The sequence below is a fragment of the Larkinella sp. VNQ87 genome (assembly GCF_049445795.1).
Classification (GTDB): domain Bacteria; phylum Bacteroidota; class Bacteroidia; order Cytophagales; family Spirosomataceae; genus Larkinella.
In genome coordinates this window covers 181,760-197,422 of record NZ_JBMSDT010000010.1, presented here as the reverse complement: position 1 = coordinate 197,422, position 15,663 = coordinate 181,760, and the positions used below count along the sequence as shown (strand labels likewise).

The 15,663-nt window shown below is 51.2% G+C and carries 15 protein-coding genes and 1 tRNA gene; 3 read left to right on the top strand and 13 right to left on the bottom strand.

Annotated elements, in window-relative coordinates; all coding sequences use genetic code 11:
* Window positions 1-249 carry a hypothetical protein gene (locus tag ACO2Q8_RS18780; RefSeq protein WP_423346383.1) on the bottom strand — a complete coding sequence of 83 codons (249 nt, stop codon included), beginning with the start codon at window positions 247-249 and terminating at the stop codon, window positions 1-3.
* Window positions 250-302: 53 nt separating this feature from the next.
* Here ACO2Q8_RS18780 and ACO2Q8_RS18775 point away from each other — a divergent pair, with 53 nt between their 5' ends.
* The gene (locus tag ACO2Q8_RS18775) at window positions 303-1,373 is read left to right on the top strand and encodes a tetratricopeptide repeat protein (protein ID WP_423346382.1); all 1,071 of its coding nucleotides are present in this window, start codon (window positions 303-305) and stop codon (window positions 1,371-1,373) included.
* Here the strand turns inward: ACO2Q8_RS18775 and menD are convergent.
* From menD to ACO2Q8_RS18745, 6 genes are all read right to left on the bottom strand, one after another.
* Window positions 1,370-3,115, bottom strand: coding sequence for a 2-succinyl-5-enolpyruvyl-6-hydroxy-3-cyclohexene-1-carboxylic-acid synthase (menD, locus tag ACO2Q8_RS18770; RefSeq protein ID WP_423346381.1), 1,746 nt, complete (start codon window positions 3,113-3,115; stop codon window positions 1,370-1,372). The two genes, ACO2Q8_RS18775 and menD, sit on opposite strands and share 4 nt — an antisense overlap.
* A 156-nt stretch (window positions 3,116-3,271) precedes the next feature.
* Window positions 3,272-4,135, bottom strand: coding sequence for a sigma-70 family RNA polymerase sigma factor (locus ACO2Q8_RS18765; RefSeq protein ID WP_038118528.1), 864 nt, complete (start codon window positions 4,133-4,135; stop codon window positions 3,272-3,274).
* A 119-nt stretch (window positions 4,136-4,254) separates the two neighbouring features.
* Window positions 4,255-6,396 (bottom strand): polyribonucleotide nucleotidyltransferase, encoded by a 2,142-nt coding sequence (pnp, locus tag ACO2Q8_RS18760; protein ID WP_423346380.1) that lies wholly within the window; start codon window positions 6,394-6,396, stop codon window positions 4,255-4,257.
* Window positions 6,397-6,595: 199 nt separating this feature from the next.
* Window positions 6,596-6,871 carry a 30S ribosomal protein S15 gene (rpsO, locus tag ACO2Q8_RS18755; protein WP_379841009.1) on the bottom strand — a complete coding sequence of 92 codons (276 nt, stop codon included), beginning with the start codon at window positions 6,869-6,871 and terminating at the stop codon, window positions 6,596-6,598.
* Between the two features lie 90 nt (window positions 6,872-6,961).
* A complete protein-coding gene (locus ACO2Q8_RS18750; RefSeq protein WP_423346379.1) occupies window positions 6,962-8,482 on the bottom strand; it encodes an LptF/LptG family permease in 1,521 nt (506 codons plus the stop codon).
* Window positions 8,483-8,488: 6 nt separating this feature from the next.
* Entirely contained in the window at window positions 8,489-8,881 is a 393-nt protein-coding gene (locus ACO2Q8_RS18745) for an START-like domain-containing protein (protein ID WP_423346378.1), read from the bottom strand.
* A gap of 111 nt (window positions 8,882-8,992) precedes the next feature.
* On the opposite strand from ACO2Q8_RS18745, the gene ACO2Q8_RS18740 reads away from it, so the two are divergent.
* Window positions 8,993-9,066: transfer RNA gene (locus tag ACO2Q8_RS18740), tRNA-Met, on the top strand.
* An 86-nt stretch (window positions 9,067-9,152) separates the two neighbouring features.
* On the opposite strand, the gene holA is transcribed toward ACO2Q8_RS18740, so the two are convergent.
* The 6 genes from holA to ACO2Q8_RS18710 all read right to left on the bottom strand — a co-directional run bounded on the left by holA (window position 9,153) and on the right by ACO2Q8_RS18710 (window position 14,189).
* Window positions 9,153-10,172: a DNA polymerase III subunit delta gene (gene holA, locus ACO2Q8_RS18735; RefSeq protein WP_423346377.1), complete on the bottom strand. Its 1,020-nt coding sequence runs from the start codon at window positions 10,170-10,172 to the stop codon at window positions 9,153-9,155.
* A gap of 41 nt (window positions 10,173-10,213) precedes the next feature.
* Complete coding sequence (locus tag ACO2Q8_RS18730; RefSeq protein ID WP_423346376.1) at window positions 10,214-10,819, bottom strand: ACP phosphodiesterase; 606 nt, start codon at window positions 10,817-10,819, stop codon at window positions 10,214-10,216.
* A gap of 12 nt (window positions 10,820-10,831) precedes the next feature.
* A complete protein-coding gene (locus ACO2Q8_RS18725) occupies window positions 10,832-11,332 on the bottom strand; it encodes a deoxycytidylate deaminase (RefSeq protein ID WP_423346375.1) in 501 nt (166 codons plus the stop codon).
* Between the two features lie 226 nt (window positions 11,333-11,558).
* On the bottom strand, window positions 11,559-12,902 hold the full coding sequence (locus ACO2Q8_RS18720; RefSeq protein WP_423346374.1) for an ABC1 kinase family protein: 1,344 nt from the start codon (window positions 12,900-12,902) through the stop codon (window positions 11,559-11,561).
* A gap of 95 nt (window positions 12,903-12,997) precedes the next feature.
* Window positions 12,998-13,666, bottom strand: coding sequence for a TetR family transcriptional regulator C-terminal domain-containing protein (locus ACO2Q8_RS18715; RefSeq protein ID WP_423346373.1), 669 nt, complete (start codon window positions 13,664-13,666; stop codon window positions 12,998-13,000).
* Window positions 13,667-13,697: 31 nt separating this feature from the next.
* Window positions 13,698-14,189: a YajQ family cyclic di-GMP-binding protein gene (locus ACO2Q8_RS18710; protein WP_423346372.1), complete on the bottom strand. Its 492-nt coding sequence runs from the start codon at window positions 14,187-14,189 to the stop codon at window positions 13,698-13,700.
* Window positions 14,190-14,391: 202 nt separating this feature from the next.
* Here ACO2Q8_RS18710 and ACO2Q8_RS18705 point away from each other — a divergent pair, with 202 nt between their 5' ends.
* Complete coding sequence (locus tag ACO2Q8_RS18705) at window positions 14,392-15,660, top strand: T9SS type A sorting domain-containing protein (RefSeq protein ID WP_423346371.1); 1,269 nt, start codon at window positions 14,392-14,394, stop codon at window positions 15,658-15,660.
* The last annotated feature ends 3 nt before the right edge of the window (window positions 15,661-15,663 follow it).

The following is a 15,663-nucleotide window of genomic DNA, read 5'->3' as shown; positions in this document are numbered from 1 at the left end:
TCAGTCAAACTCGTGCCGCTCGACGGTTTTCGTAAAATCCTCGTGCATCTGGGCAAAGCGCTCGTTCACCCTCTGGAGAAATGGTTCGTCCACCAGCCGAATCACCTCCTCGGGGGAACTAACATCCATCTCACTGATCTTATACGTCTGTTCGTACATCCCAGCCTCGATCTTGATCAGGTATTTGTTGTTCCAGGCATACAGGCCAACTCGAAAAGCCGGATGCGGAATTTCTTTCAAATAGCGCATTCTTTACTGATTAACAGTGTTAGACGGTTAATTTTGTATCAACTTTATATTCCATGACCCGACAATCCCCCAACCGCCCCCTTCGTTATTCATTATTCGCCATTCACTATTCATTATTCTTTATTCATTGTTCATTCTTTCTACTTGCCTGTTCAAATTCGAATAACGAGGAAGCCGTGGTCTTTTTCCAGCGTGCCAACCGTCTGTATCAAACCGGTGAATACCGGCAAGCGATCCGATTTTACAACGAATCTATCGAAAAAAATCCGGACTTTGCCGACGCCTACAACAACCGTGGACTGGCCTATTACCGAATCGGTGATCCGCAACGGGCACTGACTGATTATGACCAGGCCATCGAAAAGGATCCCGAATTCTGGCAAGCCTATTTCAACCGCGCCGAAGTCCGGTCGGATTTGAACGATCTGAACGGTAGCAGCGCTGATCTGGTAAAAATCCAATCGGTTTATCAGGATTCTTCGTATTATTTTGTTCGGCTTGGCAATTTGCAGATCAAGCAAGAGAATACCTCCGCGGCCCAAGCTTCGTATGAAAAAGCGCTCACACTGAATCCGAAAAATGCCGAAGCGCTCACCAACCGGGGCGTGTTGTATTTCAACCAGAAACAGTACGAACTGGCAAAAGCGGATTTCCGGGCGGCTACGCAACTCGATCCGAAACAGCATTTTGCCTTCAATAACCTCGGCCTGCTGCTGGGTCGGGAGCAGAAGTACGCGGAAGCGCTGCCTTTGATCGACCGCGCGCTGGCCCTGCAACCCGGACAACCGTATTACCTCAACAACAAAGGGTATCTGCTCTTGCAAGCCAATCAGCCGGACGAAGCCCTGAAATTCATCCAGCAATCGTTGAAACTGGACGATCAGAACGGCTGGGCTCACCGCAACCTGGGCTTGTATTACCTGGCGAAACAGCAAGCCAATCAGGCCATTACCGCGCTGAAAGAAGCCGAACGACTCGATCCGTCGGTGGAAAACGTATACGGTTTTCTGGGTCAGGCCTACCAACTGGCCAATGATCCCGCCCAGGCCTGTCAGGCGTGGAAAACCGGCAAATCGGCTGGCGACGATCTCGCCCGGCAGTTGGCCGACCGGTTTTGCCGCTAAGGCGTACGGAAGGTCTCCTGCACCATTTGCTTATAGCGCTGAAACTGTTCCGCGTTGATTCGGCGGTCGGTTTCAATTTCCAGTAGTTTGCCCGTTGCACTTTCGGCAAAGAAATGGGGCAAAACCGCTTCTAGTTCCTCAAAAGACGTCACTTTTTGGTAGAATAACCCGGCATCTTTGGCGGTATTCCTGGCTGACAGCGGTTGACTGGTTTCAAAATAGGGCTCCAGTTCGGGCTGCTGGTTGGGTCCATCGATGATCCGAAAAATGTTGCCACCGTGGTTGTTCAGCACGATAACCCGCAAATTGGCCGGAATCAGGTTATTCCAGAGCGCATTCCGGTCGTAGAAAAAAGCCACATCGCCTAGCAAGGCGGTTACGATTTTTTCCGTCGTTAATGCCGCGCCAACGGCCGTGCTCAGACAGCCGTCGATGCCGCTGGTTCCGCGGTTGGCAAACACCTCAACCCGCTGGTTTTCAGAAATTCCGCTCAAATTGACATACCGAACAGGCATACTGTTGGCGACGTGCAGTTGGCTGTTGGTTGGCAGTGCATCAAGGATACGCTGGATCACCGCCCATTCATGAAAAACCGCATCGTCGTTCAGAAACTGCTGCACCAACCGTCTGGCTTTGCGGTCGAGCGTTTGCCAGTTTTCCTGAAAGCTATCATCAGAGTCGGTTTCGTGGTCGTTACTGACAAACCGCTGATAATCAATATCCGAAAAGAGTTTTTGGAAAAAAGCCACCGGTTCGTGCGGAATCAGACGGGTCAGCGACTGAAACGGGTCGGCCAATCGTCGGTGCGGTTGAATCTGCCAGTGCTGACGGGGCGGATAGTTGCGCAGAAACAGCTTCAACTGCTTGGAAATGAACGACTGCCCGCAGGTGATCAGCAAATCCGGCACCAGATTCTCCTTGACGGTTTCATCCGAGACACCAAGAAAAACATCGGTTTGGGTGATAAATTCGCCATTGCGGGGCAGATTGGAAATCACATCGCCCACCACCGGGATCTGCCATTCGTCGCTTATTTTTTTCAGAACCGCCAGCATCGCCGGGTCGTGTGGCCCCTGCCCGATGGCAATCAGTTTTCGCTCCGCCGATTCCCATTCATCCTGAAGCTGGTGCCAGGTTTCCGATGACAAAACCGGACTGGCCGAAACCTGCTCGATTACCCGAACCGGACCAAATTGAAACGTTTCGTCGCCGGTGGGGTACAACGGTTCGCGCAGGGGAAGGTTGATGTGAACCGGGCCGCGCGGTTCGGTCCGGGCCAGGTCGATGGCTTCGTTCGAAACCCGCCCGGCAAACCAACTGGCGTCGGGATGCACAAAATCGGCGGGCAGTTCAAAGGACTTTTTGACATGCTGGCCAAAAATGCCAGTTTGGTAAATGGTTTGCCCATCTTGTTGGTGGGTCCACTCCTTCGGTCGGTCGGCGGTCAGGAGCAGCAACGGAATTTCCTGAAAATACGCTTCGGCTACGGCCGGAGCCAGGTTGTAAACCGCGCTGCCGGATGTACAGACTACGATCACCGGTTGGCGGATTTGTTGGGCAATTCCAAGGGCAATAAAACCGGCGGAACGTTCATCGGCCACCACACGCGTTGTCATTGCCGGGTGCCGCGCCAGGGCTAGCGTCAGCGGAGCGCTTCGGGAGCCGGGCGAAATCACTGCCTGCCGGACACCTTTCCGAACACACAATTCAACCAGATTTAGGACATGCTGATGAATAGCCACAAAAATAAAAAGCTAAGTTGCCGAAAAAACGCAATAAAAAAGCCGGATCTGCAAAGTTGCCCTGCATCCCCGGCTTGATGATCTGTTGGCGGTTCTCGGTTTACAGTTTTCGGTGTTCAGAAACCGTATACTGAATACTATAAACCGAATACCGTCTTATCCTAAATACGTCTTCAACGCTTTCGAGCGCGAGGTATGACGCAGACGCCGGATGGCTTTTTCCTTGATCTGCCGAACCCGCTCGCGGGTCAGGTTGAATTTTTCGCCGATTTCTTCGAGCGTCATGGCGTGTTCGCCGTTCAGGCCAAAGTACAGCGTTATCACGTCGGCTTCCCGCTGAGTCAGCGTCGACAAAGCGCGTTGCACTTCTTTCCGGAGCGAGTCGTTGATCAAACCGGAATCCGGTTTGTCTTCACCGTCGTTTTCGAGTACATCAAGCAGGCTGTTTTCTTCACCCTGCACAAATGGCGCATCCATCGAGACATGCCGACCCGAAATTTTCAGCGTATCGACGACCTCGGCGGCCGAAATTTCAAGCACGGCGGCCAGTTCTTCCGGCGACGGTTCGCGCTCGAATTTTTGCTCCAGATCGGAGAACGTTTTGGAAATCTTGTTCAGTGAGCCTACCCGGTTCAGCGGCAACCGCACAATCCGTGACTGTTCGGCCAGGGCCTGCAGAATCGACTGACGAATCCACCAAACGGCGTAGGAAATAAACTTGAAACCCCGGGTTTCGTCAAACCGTTGGGCAGCTTTGATCAACCCCAGGTTTCCCTCGTTGATCAGGTCACCCAGCGACAACCCCTGGTTCTGGTACTGTTTTGCTACGGAGACAACGAACCGCAGGTTGGCTTTCGTCAGCCGTTCCAGCGACAACTGGTCGCCTTCGCGGATTTTCTGGGCCAACTGTACTTCTTCGTCCGGCGTTAGCAGGTCCACTTTACCAATCTCCTGCAAATATTTGTCAAGCGATTGGCTTTCGCGGTTGGTAATCTGTTTGGAAATTTTTAGCTGTCTCATGTACGGAATACTGCCTAACGCAGTCCGGTTTTTTATACTACTTCATCGGGCGCTATGCTCTTGCAAGTCCAATTAGTAACGAAATCATAAACTGATTCGATACACTAAATTGTAACAAATCAAGCCGGATTTTTGTTCGCAGGCTTCGGTAGCAAAACCTTCCGCGAGAGACGGTATTTTCCGGTTTTTTTATCGATTTCAATCAACTTCACCCGGACTTCTTCACCGACCTCCAGAACGCCCTCCATCGTTTCCAGACGATCCCACTTGATCTCGGAAATGTGCAATAAACCGTCTTTACCCGGCAGGAACTCCACGAACGCGCCGAACGGCATGATGGTTTTTACTTTTCCGTCGTAAATTTCACCGACTTCCGGAACCGTGGCAATGCCCTTGATCCGCGAAACAGCTTTATCCATCGACACCTGGTTCGTCGCAAAAATGTTGACGTAACCGGCATTGTCCTTCTCTTCGATGACGATCGTAGCGCCGGACTCTTTCTGGATTTCCTGCACCACTTTGCCACCCGGCCCGATCACGGCACCGATAAATTCCCGGTCGATCTTGATCGTCACCGCACGGGGCGCATGCGGTTTCAGGTCCGGACGTGGCGTCGATAGCGACTTGTTCATCTCGCCCAGAATGTGCAGACGACCAACCCGCGCCTGTTCGAGCGCTTCGGCCAGCACTTCGTACGACAAGCCATCGACTTTAATGTCCATCTGGCAGGCCGTGATTCCGGATTCGGTACCGGTCACTTTAAAGTCCATATCGCCCAGGTGATCCTCGTCACCCAGAATATCGGACAGGACGGCGTATTTACCGGCCTCATCCGTGATTAAGCCCATGGCGATCCCGGCCACCGGCGCTTTGATTTTCACTCCGGCGTCCATCAACGCCAGCGTACCGGCGCATACCGTAGCCATCGACGACGACCCGTTGGATTCCAGAATATCGGAAACTACCCGAATTGTGTACGGATTGTCGGCATCCGGCGGCATCACTTTCTTCAGGGCGCGGTGTGCCAGGTTCCCGTGACCGATTTCGCGCCGACCCGCTCCTCGGTTCGGTTTCACTTCACCCGTTGAAAAACCGGGGAAGTTGTAGTGCAGCAGGAATTTGGCAAACCCCTGAAACATGGCCTGATCGACAATCTGCTCGTCCATCTTGGTGCCGAGCGTCACCGTCGTCAGCGACTGGGTTTCTCCCCGCGTGAAAACCGCCGATCCGTGCGCCGACGGCAGGTAATCCACCTCGGTCGTGATTTGACGGATTTCGTCCAGTTTCCGGCCATCCAGCCGGGTCCGTTCGTCGAGTACCAGCCGACGCGACGCTTCCCACTGGACGTCGTGAAAATATTGCTTCGCCAGCGTCAGTTTGGCCGGATCAACTTCACCTTCCGGAAACAGCGTGGCTTTAAATTCTTCAAAAACCGCCTTGAACGACTCGCTGCGCACTTTCTTATTCTTGTTCTGCTGAAGCGCTACGGCGTACACTTTGTCGTAGGTCTGTTCACGAACCAACTGGCGCAGTTCTTCATCGTGCGTTTCGTGGCTGTACACGCGCTTCTGCTGTTTGCCAACGGCAGCTTCCAGTTCTTTCTGCGCAGCACACTGAATTTTGATGACTTCGTGGGCGGCTTTCAGAGCCTCGATGACTTCCTGCTCCGAGCATTCGTTCATCTGTCCTTCCACCATACAGATATCTTTGGCCGTAGCCGCTACGATCAGGTCGAGCGTGGCCCGCTCCAGATCGGAGGTTTTGGGGTTGATCTGGTATTCCCCGTCAATTTTCGCCACCCGGACTTCCGAAATCGGACCGTTGAACGGGATGTCGGAAACCGCCAGGGCCGACGAAGCCGCCAGAGCCGCCAGCGAATCGGGCAGCACCTCGGTATCCGCCGAAATCAGGGTGATCATCACCTGAGTATCAGCGTGATAGTCCTCCGGAAAAATCGGACGCAACGCCCGGTCGACCAACCGGCTGATCAGGACTTCGTGATCGCTTAACCGACCTTCCCGGCGCTGAAAGCTGCCCGGAATCCGGCCGGATGCCGCAAATTTTTCCTGGTAATCGACGGAAAGGGGCAGAAAATCGACGCCTTCTTTCGCTTCTTTCGTCGATACCACGGTGGCTAGCAGCATGGTATCGCCCAATCGAACGACGACAGCCCCATCGGCTTGTCGGGCCAGTTTGCCCGTTTCGATGGTAATCGTTCGTCCGTCAGGAAGGTTAGTGGAGTGTGTGATGATTTGTGACATATACTAGAGAATATTACCCGCGACAGCCGCTTTTTCAACCGATTGCTTCTACGAAAAGACCGCAACAATAGCTACTCTACTCACTGACCGCTCGTTCGGACCATCCGAACGGAATAAATGAACCAAAAATGGGAGACTTGGTACGTAAACATGAAATCAGGGAACCTGTTTGATGGATTCCCTGATTCGAACGAAGTTTTTACTTCCGGAGACCTAACTCAGCAATGATGGCCCGGTACCGACTAATGTCTTTTTTATACAGATAGTCGAGCAACCGACGGCGCTTGCCGACCAGTTTCAGCAAGCCCAGGCGGGTGCCGTAATCATGTTTGTGCTTTTTCAGATGCTCTGTCAGGTGGTTAATCCGGAAAGTGAACAGGGCGATCTGAGATTCAGCCGACCCAGAGTCTTCCGTGGTTCGTTTGAACCCCTGGGCAGCAAAGATTTCTTGCTTTTTTTCGGTGTTTAAATACATCGTCAGACAGCTAAAAACAAATGGATAATTGAATGAAACGCAAAATTATAAATTTTTTTAGGATATCCGGTAAAACCGGTTGAGAATATTTCAGGCAACTCGTGTCTGCGAACGACCCGCCCGCCAGGACTGGAATTGCTTTTTCAGCCGCTCCCAGCCGATGACATACACATCTTTATCAAACAGCCGGGAATCGTTGCGGGCCTGTTTCATGAGGTAGAGCCCAATCGGCAGCAGGATCACATTGGCCATCCAGGCACCGGCCGGAACCCAGATCAGATCGTCCTTGGCGTACTTGTCGCCGGTCAGGGTTAAGACATAGAGCAGAATGAAAAACAGAATCGATACCAGCACCGGAACCCCAAAACCGCCTTTTTTGATGATGGCCCCCAACGGTGCCCCGATCAGAAACATGATGAAGCAGGAAATCGCCTGCGTAAATTTGTGGTGGCTTTCGAGTTCGTAACGGTTGACGGTTTTCTGCTTTTCCTTTAAATAGGTCTGATTCGACTCGGCATACGACAGCATATTCCGGGCCTGCGACAGCGCCATGTCCACGGTTTCACCCTTAATCCGGGCTTCGACCGGCCGGGCCAGCAGCGAATCGATCCAGTTGCCGGACCGAACCGTTGGCGGAGTTGTGACCGTAGTCGACGCAACGGGCGTGACGACGGGGGGAGCCGGTTTGAACTGGTAACTGTAGTATTGCCGGGAGGTCGTCGCCGTACTGGCCTTGGTCGTCTTCAGGTCTTTTTTGAGCGAATCGGTCAGGGTGGCCAGCTCGGCCAGGTTTTTCATGTACTCGTGGTACTCGAACTGCTGCTCGTCGGTTCGCTTCAAACCGTATGAATCCAGGCTGATCCGGAGTTTATAATGTTGAAACCCGTTCCGCAGAAATTTGGCTAGCTGATTCTGTGATCCGGTACTGGCATATGACACGTTCGAATTGTCGGTGTATTCGGTATAATCGTTGCCGTTGTACAGCTCAAAGATCAGGTATTGTTTATCGGGTGTAGTATACATACGCCCCGAATCCGCCAGAATGATCTCGCGGTTTCCGGTTTCCATCCCGCTTTCCTGGTGTTTGTAGATGACCATACCGCGCAGGGTTTCACCGTTCTTCTTATCAGCTTTGATGCTGTACCCGGGCAGGTCGTTGTAAAAAATACCTTCTTTTATACTCAGTGTCGCTTTGGCGGATTTAATATCCCAAAGCAAACTATAGCCTTTCAGGTTGGCCCAGGGCGCTACCTTGTTATTGAACCAGAAGGAAAAGATAGCAATTCCGGTCGCTACGATCAGCATGGGACGCATGGCCCGGGTGAGGGAAATTCCGGCGCTTTTAAGGGCCGTCAGTTCGAAGAATTCGCCGAGATTCCCGAAAGTCATCAGCGAAGAGAGCAACACCGCCAGCGGCAGGGCAATGGGAATGGTGATGAGACTGAAATAACCGATTATTTTGCCAAAAACCAGTAGATCAATGTCTTTCGAGACGAACTGATCGATGTAAAACATCATCAGCCGCATCAAAAAAATAAAAATAACCACACAAAGCGTCAGTACGAACGGTCCCCAGAACGACTTCAGTACGAGCTTGTCAATTTTCTTCATAGACTCCTAACTCCCCACAATTTCTTTAAGCTTATCAATTAAACTGTTCCAGAGGGATTTAAGTTCGTCGGCATCGGCATTGGAGGAGTAATCCGTAATCCGCAGGAAGGTCGACTGGGTCAACTCACTGACGTCCACCCGAAAATCGATGTAATTATGTTCTTCGGAGGAACCGTTACCGTTTAAAAACTCAAACCGTACGCTTTTATTCTGCCGGATGGAAACCTGCCGGGCGAGGTGACTTTCGTTATCCCAGAAAAAATCAAACTGATGATCGGGCCGAACATTCACTTTATTGGCAAACCATTGGGAAAGGCCCGAAGCGGTGCTGATATAAGGAAAAAGAACTTTGGGTGAAGCCCGAAGCTCGTATTCCGCAACGAATTTGTATTTTTCCATATCAGTGAATTTTAAAGGGTAACGGGGCAAAGTTAGCAGAATTTTAACACGGTGGTCAAAAAGTTGTTGGAGCAGTCTTTTTTTTTCCTACTTTTGTGGCACGAAAAATTTGGCGGGGTAGCTCAGTTGGTTAGAGCACAGGATTCATAACCCTGAGGCCACGAGTTCAAATCTCGTCCCCGCTACGAACGCAAAACCGCCTTAGACAAGGCGGTTTTTTGCTAAAACGGTGTTGACGATAAATACTGGTTATTGAGCAATTGCCTTTTCTTCAGTGCAAAATTTCAAAAATCAACTGCTTTAAAATGGCTCCCTCGCTCATCGAAGGCGTATCAATGCCTTTGGACCAGGCGTCGGCTTTGCGGATGGAATGCACGATCCCGGCCACTTTCCATAACGGATACGCCCGGGCGGTTTGGAGGTAATCTTTCACAAAGAACGTATGGACTCCGAGCAGCGTCGCCAGGTGTTTTTCAGACTGGTCGCGCGAAGCCTGAACCATCAGTACTTTCGTAAAAAACTGGTAAAGAATGATCAACATCGGCGGCAAAGGGTTGTCTTTCGGGTTGCGGCCGAAATAATCGACAATGCGGTTAGCTTTTACCACATCCCGGAGTGTCAGCGCTTTCTGCAATTCAAACACATTGTATTCCTTGCTGATACCGACCAGCCGTTCCACCGTCTCGGCGCTGATTTCCTCGCCCGGTTTCAGGTTGATCATGATCTTATCAATCTCTCCGGCCAGCCGTTTCAGGTCATTGCCAATGGCTTCAAACAGCATCTGAATGGCTTTAAGACTTACCTTAGCGTTTTGCTGCCGACAGTAGTCTCCGATCCAGTCGGGTACCTTGTTATCATAGAGTTTTTTCGAATTGAACAGAACGCCTTTCTGCCCGATGGCCTTCGCCAGCGCCTTCCGTTCGTCAAAATTACCGGTATGGCTCAACACCAGAATAGTCGATGAAAGGGGCGCTTTGGCGTAGTCTTCCAGCAAGGACACATTGGCTTTCTCCCCAAAACCGCCCAGTTGCTGGGCTTCTTTGACTAGCACCAGTTGCCGCTCCGCCATAAACGGATACCGCCGGGCCATGTTAATCACCGCACCGACCTGTACGTCCTTTCCAAACACGACAAACTGGTTGAAGCCCTTCTCGTGTTCGGGAATGGCTGCTTTTTCAATTTCTTCCGTCAGCAAATCCAGAAAATAGGGCTCATCCCCGTGCAACAGGTAAACCGGCGCAAACTGTTTTTTTCGAATGTCTTTCAGCAACTGCTCAACGGCGGGGGTCATAACGATAGCCTATATACGTCCTTTTAATTCATTTACGATACTCAGTCAGCCGGTTGGGTAACCGTCAGGAAATGACGCACATGAGTCTGCAATTCGGGGAAAAACCGGCTGAAATAGTCGTCAAAAGTAAGGTAATAATGATGGAAATCCTCAATGGCCGTTTCCAGGTTCGAGGGAAAAACCGTCCGGCGCGCCATGCCTTTGAGACTGCGGTCGATTCCTTCCGCGAATTGATAATTCGTCAGCCAGTCGTATTGAATCATGGCATCGGCCATGCGCCGGGCCGACTCGGGCAAGTCGTTTCGATTTTGCCGGATGATACCGTAAAACTGGCGAATAAAAACCGGCAGGGATTGATCGGAATAGACCGAAAACCGCCGGGCCAGAAAGTGATCGAGAAACACATCGATGGCCGCTCCCGCGTATTTGTGGCAGCGCGGACGAACCAACACGCGCATGGCTTCCACCAGCGGGTGCTGGTCGGTAAAGGTATCGATCTGGCGATGCAACCAAATCCCGCGCTGCACCGCAATCGACAGGCCATGCCGGGGGTGTCCGGGATTTCCTTTAATGAAATCCGCAATAAAATTGCCAATGATTAAGCCTTCATCATTACCCGATAGGAATGCGTGCGCCAGTATATTCATTCAGAAAACCGCCTACAGATGTGGGTCACCCTGCACAAACGTCGCTTCAAACCCTTCTGAAGGCTGGTATTGGATCGTTTCTACCCCGAATTTACGCAAAAATTCGACACCCTCGTCGGTCGGAATGCCTTTGTAGCGGGCGTAGGAATGCAGAAAAACCACTTTAGCGATTTTCATGCTGTAAATAATCCGGGCGCAGGCAATGCAGGGGGAGAGTGTCACGTAAATCGTGGCTCCGTCGACCACTGCGCCGTTTTTTGCTGCATACAGGATAGCGTTCTGTTCAGCATGCAGCGCCAGCGAACAACTGCCTTTCGAGTCGCGCGGACAACCCACCTCCGGAAATTCTTCGTCGCAGTTGTGAGTTCCCGACGGCGGACCGTTGTAGCCAATGGAAATAATGCGGGTGTCTTTCGTCAAAACCGCCCCCACCTGCGCCTTGATGCAGTGGGACCGTCGCGACAGATTGACGGCAAGTTCCATAAAAATATCGTCAAAACGGGGTTTGCTCATCGGCGGTACGGCGTTGCGGATACAGCCTCAAAGTAAGCGAAAAAACGGGAAATCTGTTTACAGGTTTACGGTATTCCGTTTTCGGTATTGGGATGCCAACTTCGTTATTCAGTGTTCGTTATTCGGTATTCGTTATTCAGTGTTCGTTATTCAGTGTTCAATATTTAAATAACGAATAATGAATAACGAACATCGAATAACGAAATTAAAAACCGCCCCCCCCCGCTCAAACCGCACCTTCCATTTCCCGGCGCAGTTTTTTCGACACCAGCCAGTCGGGTTTGTTGGTTACGATGTTGGCTTTCAGTTCATTGAGCATCGAATACAGTCCGAAATACGTCCGGTTGATGTACAGGCCGTGCTGTGAACCCCGGGCCACTTTTGAGTTTTTCAATTCCGGTATGTTCGCCAGGTCCTCGGCAAAGGCATACACCGTATCGAAATAGGAGTTATCGCCAAAATCAAAAGTCTGGGTGGCAAATGGTTTGCCGAGCAGCACGATCATTTTCTTGAACAGGTCAGTAAAAAAGGCCTGTTCTTTCGGCGAATCCTCCGGAACGATAAACTCCAGGTTCCGGAAAATGGCCGTCGTCGCACCTTCGTCGTCGAGTGTGTCGAAATTGATCAGCCGGAAATAATTTTCGTAGAAAAAGTCCGGAATCACCTTCACGCAGCCGAAGTCGATGACGCCCATCGTGCCGTCGGCCCGCATCAGGAAATTGCCGGGGTGCGGATCGGCATGGACCTGTTTGAGGTCGTGAATCTGGAAGTTGTAAAAATCCCACAACGCCTGCCCGATCTGATTGCGAATTGCCTGCGACGGATTCGTTTTCAAAAAATCCTTCAGGTGCAGTCCGTCCAGCCAGTCCATCGTCAGAATGCGTTTGCTCGACAATTCCGGATAATACTGCGGAAAAACCAGGTTCGGAATAGCCGCACATTGCTCCGATATATAGATGGAGCGCTTCAGTTCAAGGTCGTAATCGGTTTCTTCGAGCAGTTTCGACTCCACCTCGCCCATGTAGCGGTTGATGTCCTTTTCGTTCAGGTTCAGCAACCGGATGGCGAGCGGTTTGGCAATCCGCAGATCCGAACTGACACTGTCGGCCACGCCGGGATACTGCACCTTGACAGCCAGCTTTTTACCGTCTTTCCAGGCTTGATGCACCTGCCCAATCGAAGCTGCATTGACCGCGTTCATGTCGAACCGGTCGTAAATCTGCTGGGGTGTTTTTTGAAAATACGTTCGGAATAGCTTGACCACCAGCGGCCCCGACAGCGGGGGGGCCGAGTACTGCGACATCGTAAATTGATCGACATAGGCCCGGGGCAGCAGATTTCGGTCCATGCTCAGCATTTGCGCCATTTTCAACGCACTCCCCTTCAGTTCGCTCAGGGCATTGTAAATATCAGCCGCATTGTCCTGGTGCAGTTCCTCCTTCGACAAATCAGGTTGGAGGATCTTCTTGCTGTAATGTTTCAGGTAATTCCCACCAACTTTCACCCCCGCTTTCACAAACTGACTCGCCCGGGCCACTTTTGTCGTTGGGATATGGTTCTGTGTCTTCATGCTTGAGGAGTTAAGAGTTTAGAATTAAGAATTAAGAGTTAAAAATTGCGCTGCGGTAGCCAACTCTTAACTCATAACTCTTAATTCTTAACTCCTCACTTGTTTTGGTAGATGAATTTGGCCAGGTCGAACAACGAATCCAGCGGGGAGCGCCCAATCAGATCGAAGGCGGTGTTGACCGATTTTTCGATGGCTGTATCGGTTTTTTCAAAGTTCTTGCTGAGATCGTTGACCCAGAAATTCAGAATGAACAGCGTCTGCATCCAAAAGCCGTCGGCGTAGCGATCCGACAGGAACGGACGGGGTTCGACCTCCTTGCTTTCGCGCCCTTCGGCCAGCAAATCCCGGACAAAATCGAAGTAGGTTTCCCGGAACGGCTCTAAAATGCGGGGCGTCTGCCGACGCATCCGGACTTTCGCAACGGGCGAAGCAGACTGGCTGGCCTCGCGGATGCGCTGGTGGCTGTAGACCACAAAACTACGCTGCGACCGCAGCACTTCGATCCAGGTGTAGTAAAACGCCAGCAGTTTTTCCCGGACAGAATACGTCTGGTAAACCGGGTCGGCTTCGATGGTTTGAACCGCCTGTTGAAAGAACGCCAGCCAGACATCCGCTTCGATCGATTCGAAAGACGGATATTCCTCGTAGAAGTCAGCTTCGGTCAGCTTCAGTTTCTTGGTAAATTGAAAAACACTCGGCGGTGGGGTTCCGTGTTCCAGCACATATTCTGTGTAGGCTTTACGGATTTTTTCCTGCTTTTCCATACTTCGCAAACGAAGCGTGGAGCAAAAAAGTTTAGCTTTTCATGTTCACAAATTGCAACGAAATGTCCAATTCCGCCCGGCGCAGCATTCCGATGACGGCCTGCAGTTCATCGATCTTTTTACTCGTCACCCGAACCTGATCGTCCATTGCCTGGGCAGTGATCTTAGGGAACTGATCCTTAATCAGTTTCAAAATTTTTCGCTGCTGATCCTTGTCAAGTCCCTGGCGCACTTTCAAATCCCGGCGCAGGCGGTTTCCCGAGGGTTGCGGCTCAGCCGAAAAATCCAGACTTCGCCCATCGAGGCCTTGTTTCACCATCCGGCTCAGGAGTATATCCTCCACCGATTTCAAACTCATGTCATTATCGGTTTCGATGCGAAGGTTCAAATCTTTCTTGTTGAGCTCAACGCTGGTTTTACTGTTACGAAGGTCATACCGATTGGCAATTTCTTTGGTAGCTACATTAATCGCATTATCCAGCAACTGAAGATCTACCTTACTAACAATATCAAACGAAGCCATACTTTCTGAAAAAACGCCAGCCGGATCGCTGGTCGGATACCCTGTAAAGGTAAGGTCATTTCCAATTCTCTCCAACCGGGTTTCGGACAACAGCCAACGGACCAGTTCACCCGATCTTGACAAGTTTCAGATTCAAACCCAATATTTGCATACACAAGCAATAAATTTGTAGGTTTGTAGTTTCGTATTCTCTGTTTACCTCATGAAAAAACTCTTTTACCTGATCGGTCTGGTGCTTTACCTGACCTCCACGATTGTATTGGGTCAATGTTCGCCCCCGGCTCCTACCTGCGCCGGTTGCATGCCCCTCACGGCAGACAATCAAAATCTCAGTTCCGGAACCTTTTGCATCACAACTGCAGTCAGTAACATCAACATTGGCTCGGGCGCCGTGGTTTGTCTAAGCGGTTCCGGCTCTCTGATCAATTCAAACCTGAATGGTGGTACACTGATCTTCAACGGAGGCACCCTCACAAATTTTGGGGCCAACTCTGGCGATCTGCGGGTTTTCGGCACCTTATCCAATCCAGTAAATACCAACTTCAACGGTGCCCGGGTGGTGATCGAATCCGGCGGGGTGATGAATGTGACCAACTTTGATGTCAACGGTCCCCTGGTCGTCAATGGTGGCACCCTCAACACCTCCAACCTGTTACGAATCAACGGCAGCGGAACGGTGTGTATGGAGAATCTGGGTCAGATTCACACAACCTACTTCCAGAATAACAGCACCAACAGCACCAACGCTCAATCCACAAAAGGGTGCATTTCTATCGCACAGCCTCAAAACGGGCAAACGTTTCTGAACAACTCGCTGACCAATTCCAACAACGTCCTGGTTTGTTTACCGGGTTCTTTTGTTCCATCGAATCTGGGATCGGCCCTGGTTACTGCCAACTGCAGTGGCTGCTCGGTCGCCATGCCGGTAACTTATGCCTACTTCCGGGCTCAGCCGCTGTCGCAGGGGGTCCGGCTGGACTGGCAGACGGCCTCCGAGCTTCACCACAGCCACTTTTTAGTCGAACGATCGACCAATGCCCTGGATTTTCAGTCCATCAGCGGTTCTGTAGTGGACCCACTAGGTACTCAAAATGGCAGCAAGGTCTATCAGTTTACAGATCGTGATGTTCAACAGGGTACGTACTATTACCGGCTGAAACAGGTCGATACCGACGGTTCGTTCGATTATTCCAAGCTCATCGCTGTTACCCTGGGCGAACAAACTCCGGCCCTTCGACTCTATCCTAATCCGGTCATTTCTGTTTTAACTCTCGGGTTTGAATCGGAAGAAACGGGCATTGTCGACATAGAAGTGACGGATGCCAGCGGCAATCTATGGATCAGCCAAACCGGAAATAAAACCGCCAAAAGCCATGCCCAGACGCTGAATCTGCAATCACTGCCCAAAGGTCTTTACCTGGTTACGGTTCAGCTGGGAAATCAGTTTTACATCCGAAAAGTGCTCAAGTGACAT

What these genes read in the sequence shown, in the direction of transcription:
- ACO2Q8_RS18780 (WP_423346383.1), bottom strand. Translation starts at nt 249, where the DNA reads ATGCGCTATTTGAAAGAAATTCCGCATCCGGCTTTTCGAGTTGGCCTG.
- ACO2Q8_RS18775 (WP_423346382.1), top strand. Translation starts at nt 303, where the DNA reads ATGACCCGACAATCCCCCAACCGCCCCCTTCGTTATTCATTATTCGCC.
- ACO2Q8_RS18765 (WP_038118528.1), bottom strand. Translation starts at nt 4,135, where the DNA reads ATGAGACAGCTAAAAATTTCCAAACAGATTACCAACCGCGAAAGCCAA.
- pnp (WP_423346380.1), bottom strand. Translation starts at nt 6,396, where the DNA reads ATGTCACAAATCATCACACACTCCACTAACCTTCCTGACGGACGAACG.
- rpsO (WP_379841009.1), bottom strand. Translation starts at nt 6,871, where the DNA reads ATGTATTTAAACACCGAAAAAAAGCAAGAAATCTTTGCTGCCCAGGGG.
- ACO2Q8_RS18750 (WP_423346379.1), bottom strand. Translation starts at nt 8,482, where the DNA reads ATGAAGAAAATTGACAAGCTCGTACTGAAGTCGTTCTGGGGACCGTTC.
- ACO2Q8_RS18745 (WP_423346378.1), bottom strand. Translation starts at nt 8,881, where the DNA reads ATGGAAAAATACAAATTCGTTGCGGAATACGAGCTTCGGGCTTCACCC.
- holA (WP_423346377.1), bottom strand. Translation starts at nt 10,172, where the DNA reads ATGACCCCCGCCGTTGAGCAGTTGCTGAAAGACATTCGAAAAAAACAG.
- ACO2Q8_RS18730 (WP_423346376.1), bottom strand. Translation starts at nt 10,819, where the DNA reads ATGAATATACTGGCGCACGCATTCCTATCGGGTAATGATGAAGGCTTA.
- ACO2Q8_RS18725 (WP_423346375.1), bottom strand. Translation starts at nt 11,332, where the DNA reads ATGAGCAAACCCCGTTTTGACGATATTTTTATGGAACTTGCCGTCAAT.
- ACO2Q8_RS18720 (WP_423346374.1), bottom strand. Translation starts at nt 12,902, where the DNA reads ATGAAGACACAGAACCATATCCCAACGACAAAAGTGGCCCGGGCGAGT.
- ACO2Q8_RS18715 (WP_423346373.1), bottom strand. Translation starts at nt 13,666, where the DNA reads ATGGAAAAGCAGGAAAAAATCCGTAAAGCCTACACAGAATATGTGCTG.
- ACO2Q8_RS18710 (WP_423346372.1), bottom strand. Translation starts at nt 14,189, where the DNA reads ATGGCTTCGTTTGATATTGTTAGTAAGGTAGATCTTCAGTTGCTGGAT.
- ACO2Q8_RS18705 (WP_423346371.1), top strand. Translation starts at nt 14,392, where the DNA reads ATGAAAAAACTCTTTTACCTGATCGGTCTGGTGCTTTACCTGACCTCC.